The organism is Citrobacter sp. wls714, from assembly GCF_005281025.1.
Classification (GTDB): Bacteria; Pseudomonadota; Gammaproteobacteria; order Enterobacterales; family Enterobacteriaceae; genus Citrobacter; species Citrobacter werkmanii.
In genome coordinates this window covers 181,345-199,359 of the sequence record NZ_SZWZ01000031.1, presented here as the reverse complement: position 1 = coordinate 199,359, position 18,015 = coordinate 181,345, and the positions used below count along the sequence as shown (strand labels likewise).

Below are 18,015 nucleotides of genomic sequence, written 5' to 3'. Positions count from 1 at the left end.
GGACAATTAGGGTCACACTGTTAAATAGAGAAATATCTCGTCGATGGCGCAATTCTACTCTGCAAAACGACGCGTGACGACGCGTCAGATCATAACCGTTACCGTCAATGACCTCGATCCTTTTGGTCTGGGTGTCGCTCGCCATAACGGAAAGGCGTTGTTTATACCGGAATTGCTACCCCAGGAAAGCGCAGAGGTGGTGATTACCGAAGATAAAAAACAGTTCGCCCGCGCGCAAGTAAAACGACGTTTAAACGACAGCCCGCAGCGTGAAGTGCCACGTTGCCCGCATTTTGGCGTCTGTGGCGGTTGCCAGCAGCAGCACGCCAGCATCCCGTTGCAGCAGCGTAGCAAAAGCGCGGCGTTAGCGCGTTTAATGAAATGTGAAGTGTCGGATATTATCGCTGATACTCCATGGGGCTATCGTCGTCGCGCACGTTTGAGCCTTAACTATCGGCCAAAAGAACAAAAATTGCAGATGGGGTTTCGCAAATCCGCATCCAGCGACATTATTGATGTCAAACAATGCCCTATTTTGGTGCCCCAACTTGAAGCGCTATTGCCCCATATCAGGGCGTGTCTGGAGAGTTTGCAAGGGTTACGTCATCTGGGGCATGTTGAACTGGTGCAGGCAGGGAGCGGCGCGTTGATGATTTTGCGCCACACGGCACCATTAAGTGCTGCGGATAAAGAAAAACTGGAATGCTTTTCGCATTCTCAGGGGCTGTCTTTGTTTCTGGCCCCGCAAAGCGAGATACTTGAATCAGTATCAGAAGAATCGCCCTGGTATGACTCAAATGGACTACGGTTAAGCTTCAGCCCGCGTGATTTTATTCAGGTCAATGCAGGGGTAAACCAAAAAATGGTCGCCTGCGCGCTGGAATGGCTGGATGTGCGACCTGAAGATCGCGTGCTCGATCTGTTCTGCGGTATGGGGAATTTCACCCTGCCGCTGGCAGTAAGGGCAGCAAGCGTGGTAGGGGTTGAAGGGGTTCCGGCGCTGGTCGAAAAAGCCCGGGAAAACGCGCTGAATAACGGATTACACAACGTGACATTCTTTCATGAAAACCTTGAGGAGGATGTTACCCGGCAGCCGTGGGCGAAAAACGGATTCGACAAAGTATTGCTCGATCCTGCGCGTGCGGGGGCTGCCGGTGTAATGCAACATATTATAAAATTGGAACCTATACGCGTTGTTTATGTATCCTGTAATCCGGCAACGCTGGCTCGTGACAGCGACGCTTTGCTCAACGCGGGATATGCCATACGGCGACTGGCGATGCTCGATATGTTCCCGCACACTGGACACCTGGAATCAATGGTCCTGTTTGAGCGTTTGTAATGAAATTTGTACCCATTGGATTTCGGGTTGTAATGCAGCATGAAAGACAATGGGTAAGGCTTGTCGACTTCGACAGGCCTGGCCCCTAAAGGAGAGGACAATGGTTGCGGTAAGAAGTGCACATATAAATAAAGCTGGTGAGTTTGATCCCAAGAAATGGATCGCGAGTCTGGGAATCTCCAGCCAGCAGTCGTGTGAACGCTTAGCCGAAACCTGGGCGTACTGCCAGCAGCAAACACAGGGACATCCTGATGCAGATCTGCTGTTATGGCGTGGCGTGGAGATGGTAGAAATACTCTCTATGTTGAGTATGGACATCGACACACTGCGTGCAGCAATGCTGTTTCCTCTGGCGGATGCCAACGTGGTCAGTGAGGATATCCTGCGTGAAAGCGTGGGTAAATCGATTGTGCATCTTATCCATGGTGTGCGCGATATGGCGGCGATACGCCAGCTGAAAGCCACGCATACCGACTCAGTCTCTTCCGAGCAGGTCGATAACGTCCGCCGTATGCTGCTGGCAATGGTGGATGATTTCCGCTGCGTGGTCATCAAGCTGGCAGAGCGGATCGCGCATCTGCGTGAAGTGAAAGACGCGCCGGAAGATGAACGCGTTCTGGCGGCAAAAGAGTGCACCAACATCTATGCGCCGCTGGCCAACCGTTTAGGCATCGGGCAATTAAAATGGGAGCTGGAAGATTACTGCTTCCGCTACCTGCACCCGGCCGAATACAAACGCATTGCCAAGCTGCTGCACGAGCGTCGTATCGATCGCGAACACTATATTGAAGAGTTCGTTGGACATCTGCGTTCAGAGATGAAAACGGAAGGCGTCAAAGCCGAAGTGTACGGGCGTCCGAAGCATATCTACAGCATCTGGCGAAAAATGCAGAAAAAGCAGTTAGCCTTCGATGAGCTGTTTGATGTGCGCGCGGTGCGTATCGTGGCGGAGCGCTTACAGGACTGCTATGCCGCGCTCGGGATAGTACATACTCACTATCGCCATCTGCCGGATGAGTTCGATGATTACGTCGCTAATCCGAAACCCAACGGCTATCAGTCAATCCATACGGTTGTACTGGGACCGGGTGGAAAAACCATTGAAATCCAGATCCGCACCAAACAGATGCACGAAGATGCCGAACTGGGCGTGGCGGCACACTGGAAGTACAAAGAAGGGACTGCATCAGGCGCGGCGCGTTCTGGGCATGAAGACCGCATTGCGTGGCTGCGTAAGCTGATCGCCTGGCAGGAAGAGATGGCGGATTCCGGCGAAATGCTGGATGAAGTCCGCAGCCAGGTCTTCGATGACCGGGTTTACGTCTTTACGCCAAAAGGTGACGTTGTGGACTTACCTGCAGGCTCCACGCCGCTGGACTTTGCGTACCACATTCACAGTGATGTAGGGCATCGTTGTATTGGCGCGAAAATTGGTGGGCGCATCGTGCCGTTTACCTACCAGTTACAGATGGGCGATCAAATTGAAATTATCACCCAGAAACAGCCAAACCCAAGCCGTGACTGGTTGAACCCTAACCTTGGCTATGTAACCACCAGTCGTGGTCGTTCGAAGATCCACGCCTGGTTCCGTAAACAGGATCGTGACAAAAACATCCTTGCGGGCCGCCAGATCCTCGACGATGAGCTTGCGCACCTGGGCATTAGCCTGAAAGAGGCGGAAAAACATCTGCTGCCGCGCTACAGCTTCAATGAACTGGATGAACTGCTGGCGGCGATTGGCGGAGGAGACATCCGTCTCAACCAGATGGTGAACTTCCTGCAGGCGCAGTTTAATAAGCCGAGCGCTGCTGAGCAGGATGCTGCCGCGCTGAAACAGCTTCAGCAGAAAACCCAAGCGCCGCAGAGTCGCCGTAAAGACGATGGTCGCGTCGTGGTGGAAGGGGTTGGTAACCTGATGCACCACATTGCCCGCTGCTGCCAGCCGATTCCTGGCGATGAAATCGTTGGGTTTATCACTCAGGGGCGCGGTATTTCCGTGCACCGGGCCGATTGCGAACAGCTGGCAGAGCTGCGTTCACACGCGCCGGAGCGGATTGTTGATGCGGTATGGGGCGAAAGCTACTCGGCGGGATATTCGCTGGTGGTTCGCGTACAAGCCAACGATCGCAGCGGTTTATTGCGTGATATCACCACCATTCTTGCCAACGAGAAAGTGAACGTGCTGGGGGTTGCCAGCCGGAGCGATACCAAACAACAGTTGGCCACCATCGATATGACCATCGAAATCTATAACCTGCAGGTGCTCGGGCGCGTGCTTGGTAAGCTGAACCAGGTGCCGGATGTGATCGACGCCCGGCGGTTGCACGGTAATTAATACGAGCGTAGGCCGGATAAGGCGAAGCCGCCATCCGGCCTACAGTTATTCAAATCTCCAGGATTTTCACATGAACCAAATCGATCGACTGCTCGGTATTATGCAGCGCCTGCGCGACCCGGAAAACGGCTGTCCGTGGGATAAAGAGCAGACATTCGCCACTATTGCCCCTTACACCCTCGAAGAAACCTATGAAGTACTGGATGCGATTGCGCGTGAAGACTTCGACGACCTGCGTGGAGAGCTCGGCGACCTGCTGTTCCAGGTGGTGTTTTACGCCCAGATGGCGCAGGAAGAAGGCCGTTTTGATTTCAATGATATCTGCGCCGCCATCAGCGATAAGCTTGAACGCCGGCATCCGCATGTATTCGCTGATGTTTCTGCCAGCAACAGTACTGAAGTGCTCACCCGCTGGGAGCAAATTAAAAGCGAAGAACGCGCCGAGAAAGCACAGCATTCCGCGCTCGATGATATTCCCCGCAGTTTACCGGCGCTAATGCGCGCCCAGAAAATCCAGAAACGTTGCTCTAATGTTGGCTTCGATTGGAAAACAATAGGACCGGTTGTCGATAAAGTTTATGAAGAGATCGACGAAGTCATGTTTGAGGCAAAGCAGGCTGTTGTCGACCAGGCTAAACTGGAGGAAGAAATAGGCGATCTGCTGTTTGCCACAGTCAACATGGCTCGTCATCTGGGGACAAAAGCAGAGACCGCATTGCAAAAAGCGAACGAAAAATTTGAGCGACGTTTTCGTGAAGTTGAGCGAATTGTCACTGCACGCGGTCTGGAAATGACGGGTGTGGATCTGGAAACAATGGAAGAAGTCTGGCAACAGGTAAAACGGCAGGAAATTGATCTCTAAGGGATTTCGTCGGTCAAGGGCGTTTTGTGTGATTTTTTAAATAACAAGCGCTTGATTTACGTCAAAAACATTTACCCCAAAGGGGCTATTTTCTCACTCCCGATGTTAATGTGAGCCTGGTGAAGAGGAGGGATAATGAAAGTTTGTGGCGCTCGTCATGTTCGGGTATACTACTTTCCCGTCTTGGTAATTCCATCGTTTCACCCTAACTTCTCAGGTCCAGCATGACAACGAACTATATTTTTGTGACCGGCGGGGTCGTATCCTCTCTGGGAAAAGGCATTGCCGCAGCCTCCCTCGCAGCCATTCTTGAAGCCCGTGGCCTCAACGTGACCATGATGAAACTGGATCCGTACATCAACGTCGATCCGGGTACTATGAGCCCAATCCAACACGGGGAAGTGTTCGTTACCGAAGACGGCGCTGAAACCGACCTGGACCTGGGTCACTATGAGCGTTTCATCCGTACGAAAATGAGCCGCCGCAACAACTTCACCACGGGTCGTATCTACTCTGACGTTCTGCGTAAAGAACGCCGTGGCGACTATCTGGGCGCTACTGTTCAGGTTATCCCGCATATCACCAACGCAATTAAAGAGCGCGTTCTGGAAGGCGGTGAAGGTCATGATGTTGTTCTGGTCGAAATCGGCGGAACCGTTGGGGATATCGAATCTCTGCCGTTCCTTGAAGCGATTCGCCAGATGGCCGTAGAAATTGGCCGTGAGCACACGCTGTTTATGCATCTGACGCTGGTTCCGTACATGGCGGCGGCAGGTGAAGTCAAAACGAAACCGACTCAGCACTCTGTAAAAGAGCTGCTTTCTATCGGTATTCAGCCAGATATCCTGATCTGCCGCTCCGATCGCGCAGTTCCGGCTAATGAACGTGCGAAAATTGCATTGTTCTGTAACGTTCCGGAAAAAGCGGTGATTTCTCTGAAAGATGTCGATTCCATCTATAAAATTCCGGGCCTGTTGAAATCCCAGGGCCTTGACGATTATATTTGTAAACGATTCAGCTTGAACTGTCCGGAAGCTAATCTGTCAGAATGGGAACAGGTTATCTACGAAGAAGCGAATCCGGCAGGTGAAGTGACTATCGGTATGGTCGGCAAGTACATTGAACTGCCGGATGCCTATAAGTCAGTGATTGAAGCGCTGAAGCACGGTGGTCTGAAGAATCGTGTCACCGTCAACATCAAGCTGATCGATTCGCAGGATGTCGAAACGCGCGGCGTTGAGATCCTGAAAGGTCTTGATGCTATCCTGATCCCTGGCGGCTTTGGCTACCGTGGTGTTGAGGGTAAAATCGCGACGGCGCGCTTTGCGCGTGAGAACAATATTCCTTATCTGGGCATTTGCCTGGGTATGCAGGTTGCGTTGATTGAGTTTGCGCGTAACGTAGTGGGTATGGACAACGCCAACTCCACGGAATTTGTGCCAGACTGTAAGTACCCGGTGGTGGCCCTGATTACCGAATGGCGTGACGAAGACGGCAACGTCGAAGTCCGTACCGAGAAGAGCGATCTGGGTGGCACCATGCGTCTTGGCGCGCAGCAGTGTCAACTGAGCGATGAAAGTCTGGTCCGTCAACTGTACGGCACGCCGACAATCGTTGAACGCCATCGCCACCGCTACGAAGTCAACAATATGCTGTTGAAACAGATTGAAGCTGCTGGTCTGCGTGTTGCAGGCCGTTCCGGTGATGATCAGTTGGTCGAGATCATCGAGGTACCGAATCATCCGTGGTTCGTGGCCTGTCAGTTCCACCCGGAATTTACTTCCACGCCACGTGATGGGCACCCACTGTTTGCCGGCTTTGTGAAAGCCGCCAGTGAACATCAGAAGCGTCAGGCGAAGTAAGAAGTAAAAAGTTAGAACGGCAATGCACCCATTCGGGTGCATTGTTTGTCTGGAGTTTTAGTTTAACTTGTACTGAGGAAAACCTAATGTCCAAAATCGTTAAAATCATCGGTCGTGAAATCATCGACTCCCGTGGTAACCCGACTGTTGAAGCCGAAGTACACCTGGAAGGTGGTTTCGTTGGTATGGCAGCAGCTCCGTCAGGTGCTTCTACTGGTTCCCGCGAAGCACTGGAACTGCGCGATGGCGACAAATCCCGTTTCATGGGTAAAGGCGTACTGAAAGCTGTTGCAGCTGTTAACGGCCCAATTGCTCAGGCTCTGCTGGGTAAAGATGCTAAAGATCAGGCTGGCATCGACAAGATCATGATCGATCTGGACGGTACTGAAAACAAATCCAACTTCGGTGCAAACGCCATCCTGGCTGTGTCCCTGGCGAACGCCAAAGCAGCAGCTGCTGCTAAAGGCCTGCCGCTGTATGCGCACATCGCTGAACTGAACGGTACTCCGGGCAAATACTCCATGCCGGTTCCGATGATGAACATCATCAACGGTGGTGAGCACGCTGACAACAACGTCGACATCCAGGAGTTCATGATTCAGCCGGTTGGCGCTAAGACTCTGAAAGAAGCCGTACGTATGGGTTCTGAAGTGTTCCACAACCTGGCTAAAGTTCTGAAAGCTAAAGGTATGAACACTGCAGTTGGTGACGAAGGCGGCTACGCGCCGAACCTGGGTTCCAACGCTGAAGCTCTGGCTGTAATCGCTGAAGCGGTTAAAGCAGCTGGCTACGAGCTGGGCAAAGACATCACTCTGGCGATGGACTGTGCAGCTTCTGAATTCTACAAAGACGGTAAATACGTTCTGGCTGGCGAAGGCAACAAAGCATTCACCTCCGAAGAATTCACTCACTTCCTGGAAGAACTGACCAAACAGTACCCGATCGTGTCCATCGAAGATGGTCTGGACGAGTCTGACTGGGACGGTTTCGCATACCAGACTAAAGTTCTGGGCGACAAAATCCAGCTGGTTGGTGACGATCTGTTCGTAACCAACACCAAGATCCTGAAAGAAGGCATCGAAAAAGGCATCGTTAACTCCATCCTGATCAAATTCAACCAGATCGGTTCTCTGACCGAAACTCTGGCTGCGATCAAAATGGCGAAAGACGCTGGCTACACTGCTGTCATCTCTCACCGTTCTGGCGAAACTGAAGACGCTACCATCGCTGACCTGGCTGTTGGTACCGCTGCAGGCCAGATCAAAACTGGTTCTATGAGCCGTTCTGACCGCGTTGCTAAGTACAACCAGCTGATTCGTATCGAAGAAGCTCTGGGTGCACAGGCTCCGTACAACGGTCGTAAAGAGATCAAAGGTCAGGCGTAATCCTGTTCTTTAACTCTTAACGTAAAAACCCGCTGCGGCGGGTTTTTTTACGTCTGTAATTTATTCGTAATTGAAAATTTTCATGAACGATTTGATCTTTATCACTTTGTTATTATTTTACTAAGAGTAATTTAATGATGTGATTATTTTTGTATGTATTTTTTATATTTATCATGAACAATAATAGAAATATTGAATGAATAACGAATTGGAAGACATACTGGCGAAAGCGGGCATGAAAAAAAAGGATGCTGCTATCCTGATAAAGTTGGCAAAACTGAAAAATATCAGCTTAAGTCGGGCATTTTTTCTCTATGCCTGGAGATATTATGCCTGGTGTACGGTTTTGCTATTGGCTGTAATTTTTTCATCACTTTCTGAGGGTATAGATTTCTTCATAGTAAACATTCTCTTCTGTATTGGTGTAGGTCTCATTTCACTCTTCTTTACTCCCTTTGTCATAAATTTAATCTGGAGCATTAAGATTCAATGTAAATTGCTCGGGAAATAACAGGAGGTTATTTTGAGTAGTTATGGATTAATGAATTTGCAACGTGAAAAAGAAAAGATCGACCGGCTTGTCTATGATATTATTTTTCAATATCTTCATGATCCGGCTATACGTTCGAAATATATGAGAGAGGAACGCAGATTCACATCAGATTGCCTTGATGAATATCGGTATGGAAAATTAGACTTCGGCAGGTCTATGGATAGATTACGTGAATATCATATGTCTTTAACTAAATATCATATGCAATTAAGGATGGGGGCTATTAAATTATATGCAATAGCTGAGCGTGAAAGAGAACGGCATTCTACGCTTACAATAACATTAAAGCGAGTTGGATTGATTAGTGGAGCAATGCAAGTTATCGGTGGGTTTGGTTTATGTAAAGCAAGCCTTGGTGCTGCATGTAAAAATTATGGAGTTCCTTTAATGATGCAAGGAAGTGAGAATGTATGGGAAAATGGTTATTATTTACTATATCATGAAGACTCCAAAAAAATGCCTTTGAGGTATACCTACCGCCAGGCAGCAAAGCTTTTGGGTGGAGATGACAAGGATGGTGATATTGCTTTTTCAACGGGAGATCTTATTCTGTCTTTCGGTTCAGCCTCAACGCTGACGTTGAGAATAGATTCATGGAAATTATTCCACTATATACAGGAAGATTATATTCGCAGCTGGAGAACCCTGGGCGCTGTTGGGGGGACTAATGAATTAATCGGCGATGCAGTTAGCGGATTTACTATTTATCAACTTCTTGGTGGAGAAAGTACTAACTGGGCCGAATTGAGGGAATAAGGAAATGTTCTTCAAAATATATGATCAGAATGATAAGGCTTTAATTGAAAGTATTAAACTTGCGGGTTTTAGTGACTATAAAGTACAGAAACTTATTCGCTTTGCTAATGAAAATAAAGTAAATATACAGAAAGCCTATTTATTGACAGATGCAAATATCATTAAAGCTGATATTATCCTGTTTTTAGTTATATCTTTTTTTGTATTTTCGATTACACAAGAATACTCCAGGGAACTATGGGCTTTTTTTTAATATTCGGGTTATTGTTTTTTGTTATTGAGTTAACCTGTCGGTTTCACAAAAATTATTTTAAAGTATGGAGAATTTATATCAAGTTACGAGGGATTTAAATGAGAACCGGGAATTTTACCTTAAACAGTTGCAGCGTATAACCCGTTCCCGGATTCTGTGAGAATTATTGCTTATCTTCATACTGAGAACGCTAGCAGTATTCATTCACGAGATGTTCCAGGCTTAGCAAGAAGGGGGGAACTTTGCCGGCGTCCCCATCATTATTATTTGTAATCCTGTTCTTTAACTCTTAACGTAAAAACCCGCTGCGGCGGGTTTTTTTATGTCTTTAAAGCAGTAGCGGTAGGGTCGCACTCGCCGTTTGCTGGCTCACATCGCTGTACTTTTCATCCAGCGCAATCAGCGACGTGGTGAGCAGTTCCACTAACAGCATGACACCCACCTTGGCGTTTAGCGCACCAGCACTCAATGGACCTTCCGGTTTGGCTGCGACCAGTTGAATATCACTCAGCGAAGCCAGCGGACTACGCGGTGTATTACTCAGCGCCAGTACGCGTACGCCTTGCTTACGCGCCATCTTTACGACATGCAGCAGATCGCGCGTGGAGCCTGAGCTGGATATCGCCACTACCAGCGTATCTTTGCTTAGCGTTGTAGCGTTCATAGCTGCACGGTGCATGTCACTGAACAATTGCGCGGGTTTGCCGAGGCGCAGGAGTTTGTAATGTAAATACTCACCCAGAATAGCGCTGGCCGCTACGCCATAAATTTGTACCGACTGAGCCTGATGCAGCGCCAGAGCGGCTGCTTCCAGTAATGTTCTGTCGAGTAATTTTGCCGTGTCCTGCAGCGCTTGCACGGATTCATTGACGACATTGTCAATCTCATCACCGCTGTGCTCTACCGGCTCTCCTTGCCGGAGATCGAGTGCCAGCGCCATCTTAAATTCGTTATAGCCCTTACACCCCAGCGTACGGCACAGACGCGTGACGCTCGCCTCGCTGGTGTCGCTTTCACGCGCCAGTTCGGTAATCGTCAGATAGACCACTCTTGCCGGATCGCTAAGCACAAACTCTCCCAGCTTTTGTTGAGTTCGACTATATCCATCAACGCCCTGGCGCAATCTCAGCAGCAGGTTTTCATTTTCTGACATGCAAAATCCTTAATGCGTTTCTCTGCCGATAGTGTGGCGGAAAGCAGGGGAGAGATGCCAGTCATTTTAAAAAAGTATGATCGGCTTCCTGGTTTTTGATGGTAATTTTCATTTTTATAATTAATTATGGTAAAAATTTTCATCAATGATCGGGGAGATGAAAAAATGATGCAAATATTTAGCGGCGCTTCGTCAGGCGCATGGTTTGAAAAGGCGCAAAGGTTCGGCAAATCGTTCATGCTGCCGATTGCGGTATTGCCCGCAGCGGGGTTGTTGCTGGGGATTGGTGGGGCTTTGTCGAATCCCAATACGCTGACGGCCTACCCATTCTTGAATGTCGACTGGCTGCAGGCAATCTTCACGATCATGACCAGCGCGGGTTCTATCGTGTTTGCCAACCTGTCGGTGCTTTTTGCGGTTGGTGTTGCCGTGGGGCTGGCGAAAACGGATAAAGGCACGGCGGGCCTTGCGGCCTTGCTGGCATTTCTGGTGATGAATGCCACCATCAACGCTTTGTTAACGCTCAACGGAACGCTGGCGCACGAGAATCCAGGTGCTGTGGGCCAGGGGATGACGCTGGGCATTCAGACGCTGGAAACGGGCGTGTTTGGTGGGGTAGTGATTGGTCTGGTCACCTGCGCGCTGCATAGTCGTTTCAATAAAGTCTCACTCCCTCAGTTTCTTGGTTTTTTCAGTGGTTCGCGTTTTGTACCGATTATCAGCTCGCTTGCCGCGATTGTGGTGGGGGCGATCATGACGGTGGTGTGGCCGCATTTCCAGAAGCTCATTTTTGGACTGGGCGGTCTGGTGGATGCGACGGGCTATCTGGGGACGCTGCTGTACGGCTTCATCCTGCGTATGCTTGGTCCACTGGGTTTACACCATATTTTTTATTTGCCGTTCTGGACGACGGCGCTGGGCGGGAGCGAAATCGTCAACGGTCAACTGGTCGAAGGCACCCAGCGTATTTTCTTTGCCCAACTTGCCGATCCGAATACGCAGCAGTTTTATGCCGGTACCTCGCGCTTTATGTCCGGGCGCTTTATCACCATGATGTTTGGCCTGCTTGGCGCATGCCTGGCGATGTACCACACGGCAAAACCGGAGAACAGAAAGCTTGTCGCCGGACTGTTGCTGTCGGCGGCTCTGACCTCTTTCCTGACGGGCATCACTGAGCCTATTGAGTTCTCCTTCCTGTTTGTGGCTCCGGTGTTATATGTCATTCACGCCTTCTTCGATGGGCTGGCGTTTATGATGGCGCATATTTTACATATCACTATTGGGCAAACCTTTTCGGGTGGGCTGATCGATTTCCTCCTCTTCGGCGTGCTACAGGGGGAAGCGAAAACCAACTGGATGTACGTCCCTCTGGTTGGGGTTCCGTGGTTCTTTCTTTACTACTTCACCTTCCGTTATTTGATTAACCGCTTTAACTGGCTGACGCCGGGACGTGAGAACGCTGCCCAGGTGGAGTCCGGTCTGCCTCAGAGCGAACGCGCAGCGGCAATCATCGCCGGGCTGGGAGGCAAAGAGAATCTGGAAGAGGTGGACTGTTGCGCCACACGCTTACGCGTGACGGTGAAAGAGAGCAGCAAGGTAGATGAAGCGGGGCTGAAAGCGACCGGAGCGCGCGGCGTAATTATTCGCGGCAACGGTGTTCAGGTGATTTATGGCCCGCATGTCACCATCATTAAAAATGAAGTCGAAGAGATCTTATCGTGATGAAAACTGTACTGGATTCCCTGAAAGGTAAGTTAATTGTCTCCTGCCAGGCGCTGGAAAATGAGCCCCTGCACAGCCCGTTTATTATGTCTCGTATGGCGCTGGCGGCAGCGCAGGGCGGGGCGATAGGTATCCGTGCGAACAGTGTGGTAGATATTCGCGCGATCAAAGAGAGCGTGTCCCTGCCGGTAATAGGAATTATCAAGCGCGATTATCCGGGCAGCGAGGTGTTTATTACGGCCACCCTGCAGGAAGTGGATGAGCTGATGACCGTTGAGCCGGAAATTATTGCTCTGGATGCGACAGCGCGACCGCGTCCTGGTGGGCAAACGCTGGAAGAACTGGTCACGCAAATCCGCGCCCGCTACCCGTCCGTACTGCTGATGGCGGATATCGCCACCGTTGATGAGGCGGTAACAGCAGAGCGGCTGGGGTTTGACTGCGTGGGCACCACGCTCTATGGCTATACTGCGGACACTGCCGGGCATGTGCTGGCGGAAAACGACTGCGGTTTTTTACGTGAGGTGTTGGCGGCGGTCACCATACCGGTCGTGGCGGAAGGTAACGTCGATACCCCGGAACGTGCCGCACGTTGTCTGGCATTAGGCGCACATACCGTGGTGGTTGGAGGCGCTATCACGCGTCCGCAGCAGATAACGGCACGCTTTGTCGCGGCAATCGCCTCGTAAAGCATCGATGGGGCATGATACTTTGGCGGGGATCTGCGATAATTAGCGTTTATCCCCATATTGAGAACGCTATGCAGTACCCGATTAACGAGATGTTCCAGACCCTGCAAGGTGAGGGTTACTTTACCGGCGTCCCCGCCATTTTTATTCGTTTACAGGGATGCCCGGTTGGCTGTGCCTGGTGCGATACCAAACACACCTGGGATAAGCTTGAGGATCGGGAAGTCTCCCTGTACAGCATCCTGGCCAAGACTAAAGAGAGCGATAAGTGGGGCGCGGCGAGCAGTGAAGATCTGCTGGCTGTTATTCAGCGTCAGAGCTATACCGCCCGTCATGTGGTGATCACCGGCGGTGAGCCCTGCATTCATGACCTGATGCCGCTGACTGACCTGCTGGAAAAGAACGGCTTTAGCTGCCAGATTGAAACCAGCGGTACCCACGAAGTACGCTGTACGCCGAATACCTGGGTGACCGTGTCGCCAAAGGTGAATATGCGCGGCGGTTATGATGTGCTGTCACAGGCGCTGGAGCGCGCGAATGAAATCAAACATCCGGTCGGCCGCGTTCGCGATATTGAAGCGCTGGATGAACTGCTGGCAACGTTGAGCGATGACAAGCCACGGATCATTGCCTTACAGCCAATCAGCCAGAAAGAAGATGCGACGCGTCTGTGCATTGATACCTGTATCGCGCGTAACTGGCGTCTGTCGATGCAGACCCATAAATACCTGAATATTGCCTGATAAATTTTGCCGGGTGGGCTACGCATCGCCATCCGGCAAAGTCACTATCACTCGCCGCGATACACGCAACCCGCCGTGCAGGTCTCTTTCACCATTACTGCGCTCAGCAGAGGGACAACAGGTTTAACCTGATCCCAAATCCATTTTGCCAGCACTTCGCTGGTTGGGTTTTCTAAGCCTGGAATATCGTTCAGATAGTAGTGATCGAGTCTGTCGTAAGTCGGCTTAAACGCCGCCTTTAACTCTGCGAAATCCATGATCCAACCGGTATGCGGATCGACTTCACCGGTAATTTCAAGACGCACCATAAATGAGTGACCATGCAGGCGACCACACTTATGCCCTTCCGGTACATGCGGCAGGCGGTGAGCGGCTTCGAAGGTGAAATCTTTAAACAAGGTGGTGGACATTTTTTACTCTCAAGAATGCGAAAAACCGCCGTAGGGTACCGTAAAGAGCAAATTTTATCATTAGTTAAAAGGGCGCAGAGTATCAGAACAATCCATTCATAAAGATAATGCTTAATAAATTTTTATATATCATAGGCTTATTAAATCGATTTTGCTGTTAATAACTATAACTAAAACAGGTTAGTTCATTTGGTTATTTGTTATTTCTATCCCTTCTTTAGTTGTTACTATGCCCGCCGTTAACCTAATACTCGTCATACTTCGAGCTGCATGTGTGTTGGCTTCACTCTCTTATCCCAGTCACTTACTTCAGTAAGCTCCTGGGATTCGTTCACTTGCCGCCTTCATGCAACTCGAATTATTTAGAGTATTTTCATTTCTTTTTTTGGTGCCATTTGGGCGCGAAAAACAGCTTTGCTTACTGGAACATGACAACGCATGACGACACAGGCCCCACCTTCCGCTCTGCTACCGCTAAACCCGGAGCAACTGGCGCGCCTTCAGGCGGCCACTACCGATTTCACTCCCGCACAGTTGGCGTGGGTTTCTGGTTACTTTTGGGGTGTGCTGAATCAGCAGCCAGCCAGCAATGTGACAGCCCCTGCGCCTGCGGCAGAAATGCCAGGGATTACGCTTATCTCCGCCTCGCAAACCGGTAATGCGCGCCGTGTGGCGGAAGCGCTGCGCGATGATCTGATTGCCGCGAAGCTCAATGTCACTCTGATCAATGCCGGCGACTACAAATTCAAACAAATCGCCAATGAAAAGTTGCTGGTTGTGGTGGCATCGACTCAGGGAGAAGGCGAACCAGCGGAAGAAGCCGTCGCGCTGCATAAGTTCCTGTTCTCGAAAAAAGCGCCGAAGCTGACCGATACCGCCTTTGCGGTGCTGGGTCTTGGCGATACCTCTTACGAATTTTTCTGCCAGGCCGGGAAAGACTTCGACAGCAAGCTGGCCGAGCTGGGCGGTGAGCGCCTGCTCGACCGCGTCGACGCCGACGTGGAATACCAGGCTGCCGCCTCCGAATGGCGCGCGCGTCTGGTCGATGTGCTGAAAGCGCGTGCGCCTGCTGCCCCGTCTGTACAAGTTGCAGCGAGCGGTGCGGTAAATGAAGTACATACCAGCCCCTACACCAAAGAAGCACCGCTGACTGCGTCCTTGTCGGTGAACCAGAAAATTACCGGTCGTAACTCGGAAAAAGACGTCCGCCATATCGAAATCGACCTTGGCGATTCCGGTCTGCGTTATCAGCCGGGCGACGCGCTGGGCGTGTGGTATCAGAACGATCCGGCTCTGGTGAAAGAGCTGGTTGAACTGCTGTGGCTGAAAGGGGATGAACCGGTCACGGTCGAAGGAAAAATCCTGCCGCTGGCCGAAGCGCTGGAGTGGCATTTCGAGCTGACGGTCAACACCGCGAATATCGTGGAAAACTACGCCACGCTGACGCGCAGTGAATCGCTACTGCCGCTGGTGGGCGATAAAGCCCAGCTGCAGCAGTATGCGGCTACCACGCCAGTTGTCGATATGGTGCGTTTCTCGCCGGCACAGCTTGATGCCGACGCGTTAATCGGCCTGCTGCGTCCACTGACGCCGCGCCTCTATTCTATCGCCTCCGCGCAGGCGGAAGTTGAAAGCGAAGTCCACGTGACCGTCGGCGTTGTGCGTTACGAGATTGAAGGCCGCGTCCGCGCCGGCGGAGCTTCCAGCTTCCTCGCCGACCGTGTGGAAGAGGAAGGGGAAGTGCGCGTGTTCATCGAGCACAACGACAACTTCCGCCTGCCGGCTAACCCGCAGACCCCGGTGATTATGATTGGTCCGGGTACCGGTATCGCGCCGTTCCGGGCCTTTATGCAGCAGCGCGCCGCCGACGGTGCGGAAGGCAAGAACTGGCTGTTCTTCGGTAACCCGCATTTCACCGAAGACTTCCTGTACCAGGTCGAGTGGCAGCGCTACGTAAAAGAAGGCGTGCTGAGCCGGATCGATCTGGCCTGGTCACGTGACCAAAAAGAAAAAATCTACGTACAAGACAAACTGCGCGAACAGGGCGCAGAGCTGTGGCGCTGGATCAATGACGGTGCCCACATTTATGTCTGCGGCGACGCTAATCGCATGGCGAAAGACGTTGAGCAGGCGTTGCTGGAAGTGATTGCTGAATTCGGTGCAATGGACATCGAAGCGGCGGATGAATTTTTAAGTGAGCTGCGCGTCGAGCGCCGTTATCAGCGAGATGTCTACTAATGAGCGAAAAACACCCAGGGCCTTTAGTGGTCGAAGGCAAACTGACTGACGCCGAGCGCATGAAGCGTGAAAGTAATTTCCTGCGCGGCACCATCGCGGAAGACCTGAATGATGGCCTGACCGGCGGTTTTCACGGCGATAACTTCCTGCTGATCCGTTTCCACGGCATGTACCAGCAGGATGACCGTGACATTCGCGCCGAGCGCGCCGAGCAGAAGCTGGAGCCGCGTCACGCGATGCTGCTGCGCTGTCGTCTGCCGGGCGGAGTGATCACCACTACCCAGTGGAAGGCGATCGACAAATTCGCCGCTGACAACACAATTTACGGCAGCATCCGTCTGACTAACCGTCAGACCTTCCAGTTCCACGGTATTCTGAAGAAGAACGTCAAACCGGTGCATCAGATGCTGCATTCGGTGGGGCTGGATGCGCTGGCGACTGCCAACGACATGAACCGTAACGTGCTGTGTACCTCCAACCCGTATGAGTCGCAGCTGCACGCGGAAGCCTATGAGTGGGCGAAAAAGATCTCTGAACATCTGCTGCCGCGCACCCGCGCCTATGCGGAGATCTGGCTCGATCAGGAGAAGGTCGCGACCACCGACGAAGAACCGATCCTCGGCGCAACCTATCTGCCGCGTAAATTTAAAACCACGGTGGTGATCCCGCCGCAGAACGATATCGATCTGCACGCCAACGACATGAACTTCGTGGCGATTGCCGAAAACGGCAAGCTGGTGGGCTTTAACCTGCTGGTTGGCGGCGGTCTGTCTATTGAGCACGGTAATAAGAAAACCTACGCTCGTACAGCCAGCGAGTTTGGCTTCCTGCCGCTGGAGCATACCCTGGCGGTAGCCGAAGCGGTGGTGACGACCCAGCGTGACTGGGGGAACCGTACCGACCGTAAAAACGCGAAAACCAAATACACGCTTGAGCGCGTCGGTGTCGACACGTTCAAAGAAGAAGTTGAGCGTCGCGCGGGGATCAAATTCGAGCCGATCCGCCCGTATGAGTTTACCGGTCGCGGCGATCGCATCGGTTGGGTGAAAGGGATCGACAACAACTGGCACCTGACGCTGTTTATCGAAAACGGTCGTATTCTGGATTACCCAGGACGTCCGTTGAAAACCGGTCTGCTGGAGATCGCGAAGATCCACAAAGGTGATTTCCGCATCACCGCTAACCAGAACCTGATCATCGCCAGCGTGCCGGAAAGCCAGAAAGCGAAGATCGAGAAGCTGGCGCGTGACCACGGGTTGATGAATGCGGTGAAACCGCAGCGTGAAAACTCGATGGCCTGCGTGTCGTTCCCGACCTGTCCGCTGGCGATGGCGGAAGCCGAGCGTTTCCTGCCGTCGTTCACGGACAAAGTCGAAGCGATTCTGGAAAAACACGGTATCCCGGACGAGCATATTGTGATGCGCGTGACCGGCTGCCCGAACGGCTGTGGCCGCGCGATGCTGGCGGAGCTGGGGCTGGTGGGCAAAGCGCCGGGTCGCTACAACGTGCATCTGGGCGGCAACCGCATGGGGACGCGTATTCCGCGTATGTACCGCGAAAATATTACGGAATCAGAAATTCTCGATTCTGTTGACGAACTGGTTGGGCGCTGGGCGAAAGAGCGTGAAGCGGGTGAAGGCTTCGGCGACTTTACGGTGCGTGCGGGCATCATTCGCCCGGTGCTCGATCCAGCGCGTGATTTCTGGGAATAA

Annotated in this window: 15 protein-coding genes; 13 read left to right on the top strand and 2 right to left on the bottom strand. The window is 51.7% G+C overall.

Annotated features, from left to right (window positions below):
* The first annotated feature begins 43 nt into the window (after window positions 1-43).
* The 8 genes from rlmD (at window position 44) to FDX11_RS07810 (ending at window position 9,348) form a co-directional block, all read left to right on the top strand.
* Window positions 44-1,342, top strand: a complete 1,299-nt coding sequence (gene rlmD, locus FDX11_RS07845; protein WP_137397720.1) for a 23S rRNA (uracil(1939)-C(5))-methyltransferase RlmD — start codon at window positions 44-46, stop codon at window positions 1,340-1,342.
* 100 nt (window positions 1,343-1,442) lie between these two features.
* Complete coding sequence (gene relA, locus FDX11_RS07840; RefSeq protein WP_042310708.1) at window positions 1,443-3,677, top strand: GTP diphosphokinase; 2,235 nt, start codon at window positions 1,443-1,445, stop codon at window positions 3,675-3,677.
* A 70-nt stretch (window positions 3,678-3,747) separates the two neighbouring features.
* Window positions 3,748-4,539, top strand: a complete 792-nt coding sequence (gene mazG, locus FDX11_RS07835; protein ID WP_137397719.1) for a nucleoside triphosphate pyrophosphohydrolase — start codon at window positions 3,748-3,750, stop codon at window positions 4,537-4,539.
* Window positions 4,540-4,763: 224 nt separating this feature from the next.
* Window positions 4,764-6,401 carry a glutamine hydrolyzing CTP synthase gene (gene pyrG, locus FDX11_RS07830; RefSeq protein ID WP_005130912.1) on the top strand — a complete coding sequence of 546 codons (1,638 nt, stop codon included), beginning with the start codon at window positions 4,764-4,766 and terminating at the stop codon, window positions 6,399-6,401.
* An 86-nt stretch (window positions 6,402-6,487) separates the two neighbouring features.
* Window positions 6,488-7,786 carry a phosphopyruvate hydratase gene (eno, locus tag FDX11_RS07825; protein ID WP_042310706.1) on the top strand — a complete coding sequence of 433 codons (1,299 nt, stop codon included), beginning with the start codon at window positions 6,488-6,490 and terminating at the stop codon, window positions 7,784-7,786.
* A gap of 196 nt (window positions 7,787-7,982) precedes the next feature.
* Entirely contained in the window at window positions 7,983-8,297 is a 315-nt protein-coding gene (locus FDX11_RS07820) for a hypothetical protein (RefSeq protein WP_061382362.1), read from the top strand.
* Window positions 8,298-8,309: 12 nt separating this feature from the next.
* Window positions 8,310-9,095, top strand: a complete 786-nt coding sequence (locus FDX11_RS07815; RefSeq protein ID WP_137397718.1) for a DUF4225 domain-containing protein — start codon at window positions 8,310-8,312, stop codon at window positions 9,093-9,095.
* 4 nt (window positions 9,096-9,099) lie between these two features.
* Window positions 9,100-9,348 carry a hypothetical protein gene (locus tag FDX11_RS07810; protein WP_249360717.1) on the top strand — a complete coding sequence of 83 codons (249 nt, stop codon included), beginning with the start codon at window positions 9,100-9,102 and terminating at the stop codon, window positions 9,346-9,348.
* Window positions 9,349-9,676: 328 nt separating this feature from the next.
* Here the strand turns inward: FDX11_RS07810 and FDX11_RS07805 are convergent, their stop codons facing one another.
* Complete coding sequence (locus tag FDX11_RS07805) at window positions 9,677-10,501, bottom strand: MurR/RpiR family transcriptional regulator (RefSeq protein ID WP_137397717.1); 825 nt, start codon at window positions 10,499-10,501, stop codon at window positions 9,677-9,679.
* A 165-nt stretch (window positions 10,502-10,666) separates the two neighbouring features.
* Between FDX11_RS07805 and FDX11_RS07800 the strand changes: the two genes are divergently transcribed.
* The 3 genes from FDX11_RS07800 (at window position 10,667) to queE (ending at window position 13,655) form a co-directional block, all read left to right on the top strand.
* Window positions 10,667-12,223, top strand: coding sequence for a maltose/glucose-specific PTS transporter subunit IIC (locus tag FDX11_RS07800; RefSeq protein WP_042311155.1), 1,557 nt, complete (start codon window positions 10,667-10,669; stop codon window positions 12,221-12,223).
* Complete coding sequence (locus FDX11_RS07795; protein WP_061382359.1) at window positions 12,223-12,912, top strand: N-acetylmannosamine-6-phosphate 2-epimerase; 690 nt, start codon at window positions 12,223-12,225, stop codon at window positions 12,910-12,912. The genes FDX11_RS07800 and FDX11_RS07795 overlap by 1 nt, the downstream gene beginning before the upstream one ends.
* 71 nt (window positions 12,913-12,983) lie before the next feature.
* Window positions 12,984-13,655, top strand: a complete 672-nt coding sequence (gene queE / locus FDX11_RS07790) for a 7-carboxy-7-deazaguanine synthase QueE (protein WP_038633185.1) — start codon at window positions 12,984-12,986, stop codon at window positions 13,653-13,655.
* A 47-nt stretch (window positions 13,656-13,702) separates the two neighbouring features.
* On the opposite strand, the gene queD is transcribed toward queE, so the two are convergent.
* Window positions 13,703-14,065 carry a 6-carboxytetrahydropterin synthase QueD gene (gene queD, locus FDX11_RS07785; RefSeq protein ID WP_006687049.1) on the bottom strand — a complete coding sequence of 121 codons (363 nt, stop codon included), beginning with the start codon at window positions 14,063-14,065 and terminating at the stop codon, window positions 13,703-13,705.
* 438 nt (window positions 14,066-14,503) lie between these two features.
* On the opposite strand from queD, the gene cysJ reads away from it, so the two are divergent.
* Window positions 14,504-16,303, top strand: coding sequence for an NADPH-dependent assimilatory sulfite reductase flavoprotein subunit (gene cysJ / locus FDX11_RS07780; RefSeq protein ID WP_137397716.1), 1,800 nt, complete (start codon window positions 14,504-14,506; stop codon window positions 16,301-16,303).
* Window positions 16,303-18,015, top strand: coding sequence for an assimilatory sulfite reductase (NADPH) hemoprotein subunit (gene cysI, locus FDX11_RS07775; RefSeq protein ID WP_042310692.1), 1,713 nt, complete (start codon window positions 16,303-16,305; stop codon window positions 18,013-18,015). Before cysJ ends, cysI begins: the two co-directional genes overlap by 1 nt.